The 2,821-nt window shown below is 36.5% G+C and carries 3 protein-coding genes; all 3 read left to right on the top strand.

Annotated elements, in window-relative coordinates:
• Positions 1-346 (top strand): sugar ABC transporter permease (locus VIL26_05510; protein ID HEY8390390.1); only part of this gene is annotated, 346 nt, incomplete at its 5' end.
• A 6-nt stretch (positions 347-352) separates the two neighbouring features.
• The gene (locus VIL26_05505; protein ID HEY8390389.1) at positions 353-1,273 is read left to right on the top strand and encodes a carbohydrate ABC transporter permease; all 921 of its coding nucleotides are present in this window, start codon (positions 353-355) and stop codon (positions 1,271-1,273) included.
• Positions 1,274-1,331: 58 nt separating this feature from the next.
• On the top strand, positions 1,332-2,821 hold a 1,490-nt coding region (locus VIL26_05500), incomplete at its 3' end, for a hypothetical protein (protein HEY8390388.1).

Below are 2,821 nucleotides of genomic sequence, written 5' to 3'. Positions count from 1 at the left end.
GTTACAAAATATTCCTGCTCAATTGTATGAAGCAGCAAAATTAGACGGCGCCAACAGAGCAGTTACATTTTTTAGAATAACCTTGCCTATAATTTTGCCCACTATGTATTTTATTTTGACTATGACCTTGATTGGAGCGTTTCAATTATATGACCAGGTATATGTACTTACTCAAGGCGGACCTGGCGGTGCAACTTGGACTCCTGTTTATCTGATATGGCAAAACTCATTCGGAAACACAGCGTCTCAGGCTGGTTATGCAGCAGCACAATCCATTGTTTTATTTGTAATCATTATAGTGGTAACGCTTCTTGTAAGAAGACTGGATAGAGACATTACAAAGTAGGTTGATATGATAAAAGAAAATGTTATAAAACAAAAAACTGTAAATAGTCATACAAGCGCTTTATTTAAAAAAGCGGCTGCAAAAACAGTTTTATATATAATAATGATACTTTTTGCTGTCATAATGCTGTTGCCTTTTTACTGGTCTTTGATTACATCATTTAGGAACAAAACAGAGATTTTGGCTCTGCCTGTAAAATGGTATCCCACAAGCTTTACCTTAGAGCACTATAAAGCTGTTTTGGACAGTATGCCGTTTTTTAAGATATTTTCCAACAGCGTGTTTGTAACGCTTGTAGGTATGTTTACAAATTTGTTCTTTGGCTCTTTGGCAGCATATTCATTTTCCAAAATCAGATTCAAAGGACATAAACTCATTTTCAATATAATGCTGACTTCTATGATGATTCCTGGCGTTATTACATTGATTCCTACATTTATGGTTCTTTGGAAGTTTCCGCTTGTAGGTGGCAATTCAATTTTGGGAGAAGGCGGTTCAGGTTTTTATGATACTTTATGGGCAGTAATTTTGCCAGGAGCTATCGGTGTCTATGGAATATTCTTTATGCGTCAATTTTTTGCATCAATTTCTGATGAATTTGCAGAAAGTGCAAGAATAGACGGTGCAAGCGAATTGAGAATATTTTTGCAGATATATATTCCTCTTGTCTTACCCGGACTTATGACGTTAGGCATATTCACTTTTCAAAGCGGCTGGAATAACTTTATGTGGCCTAATATCGTCTTAAACAGTGAACAAAACTATTTGCTTACTATGACTTTTAAAAACTTTACAACTTCTACGCGCGTTGATTACGGACCATTGATGGCGGTGTCCATAATGATGGCAGTGCCGATAATGATTTTATTCGTATTTGCTCAAAAGTATTTTATCAATGGCGTAGCTTTGGGTGGAGTAAAAGAATAGTGTTAAGCAAACTATATTATTACAAAATTATTACAAAAATCAAAATGAGGAGAAAATTATGGTGAAAAAACGCGTAACAGCTTTTTTAATTGGACTAATGCTTATGCTTGGTTCAATTGTAACTAGCTTGCCTTATGGATTAACGCTTTTTGCCGCATCAACAAGCGGTTTTACTGGCGATTTTGAAGGCAGCGGTGTTTATCCTTATGGAAGAAGCAAGCAAGAGATTACTAATGCATTAGAACAAAAAATAGAATCTCTTAACACACAAATTGCTGCATTAAATGATGCAGGACAAGACTTAGCACAAGCTTATGCAAGAGGAGAACTTGCCGCATATTCAAATATTTCAGGCAGCAACGGAATTATTACAAATGCAAACAGAAGAAGTGGCTGGAAAGAATGGGACGGAGCGCCCTTGCAGGACTTGAAATTTATGAATGCAGGTTATGGCGGATGGGGAGATAACTATGTTTCATGGCTTATGTATAATGCTGTTGAAAACAAAGTTAGTTTGGTAACCGGAAAATTTGCCAATGCATTCCAAGACGGCGGAAATAAAAAAATCGGTGTAGCTTTGGGCGACAGCTTTAGAGTAGAAGACGGCGATAATTATACAGTATATCAAAACTTCTCAAACGGCTATATGTTCTATGAAAATAATGCTGGCGTTGAAGGAAATGTTCAGATAGTATTATATAAAAATGTAGCTGTAAACGGAACAACAGTAACAGAAGTAGATGCAGATGCTAACAGCGCCGGATATTTGGGTGCAGCACCTGAAAGCATATTAAATTCAACAGGCTATACTTCAAAAGAAATGTCTGATATCTTTAGCGAAGCATATGACAGATATGCTGCTGATGGAATTAATGTCGGATATGCTTTTTCAATGGTTAATACAAGCTTTTCAATAATTGCACAAAGCTTCCGTCATGGAGACAGTGTAGCTTCTCCTTGGGATTCTAATCCTAACGGCGACAGAGCAAGATGGAGTTTATTAGCATTAAATCCTGAAATGAACAAAGCATTTTTGATTAAAGACGAATTCTTCTATGTTTATGAAAACGGCGGAAGCAATAAGGATTTGGCAAAGGGATTAGGCGCACCTATAGGCGATGACTTTGTTGCTACTGACGGTAACAGATATCAAAACTTTGCTAATGGTTATATGCAAGCAACAGGTACCGAACCTAAAAATGCATCAGTATCTAAAGTTGTGTCTGGTTATCATGTTGACCAAAATGGAACGCAAAGCGAAATTACCTTAAAGACCAAAATTGGACTTTTAGGAAAGAGCGTAACAGTTCCTCAAGGTTATACAAAAGAATCTTTCTCTCAATTGTTTGTAACAGCTTATAATCAAAACCTTGCGGATTTTGAATTATCTAGCATAGATCAAGTAAGCCTTAACAACTCAGTTATTATGCAGGTTTATACCAACAAGGATAATGAGAGTGCTGCTTTGGCTTATGATGAAACTAATAATACATTAAGATATTTGCGTCCTTCAGTTTATAGCACATGGGCTAATGCATCTGATCTTGG

The organism is Clostridia bacterium, from assembly GCA_036562685.1.
In the GTDB taxonomy this organism is placed as follows: domain Bacteria; phylum Bacillota; class Clostridia; order Christensenellales; family DUVY01; genus DUVY01.
Note: the sequence above shows the minus strand (reverse complement) of the source record. Positions and strands in the feature narration are given on the sequence as shown.

What these genes read in the sequence shown, in the direction of transcription:
- VIL26_05505 (HEY8390389.1), top strand. Translation starts at nt 353, where the DNA reads ATGATAAAAGAAAATGTTATAAAACAAAAAACTGTAAATAGTCATACA.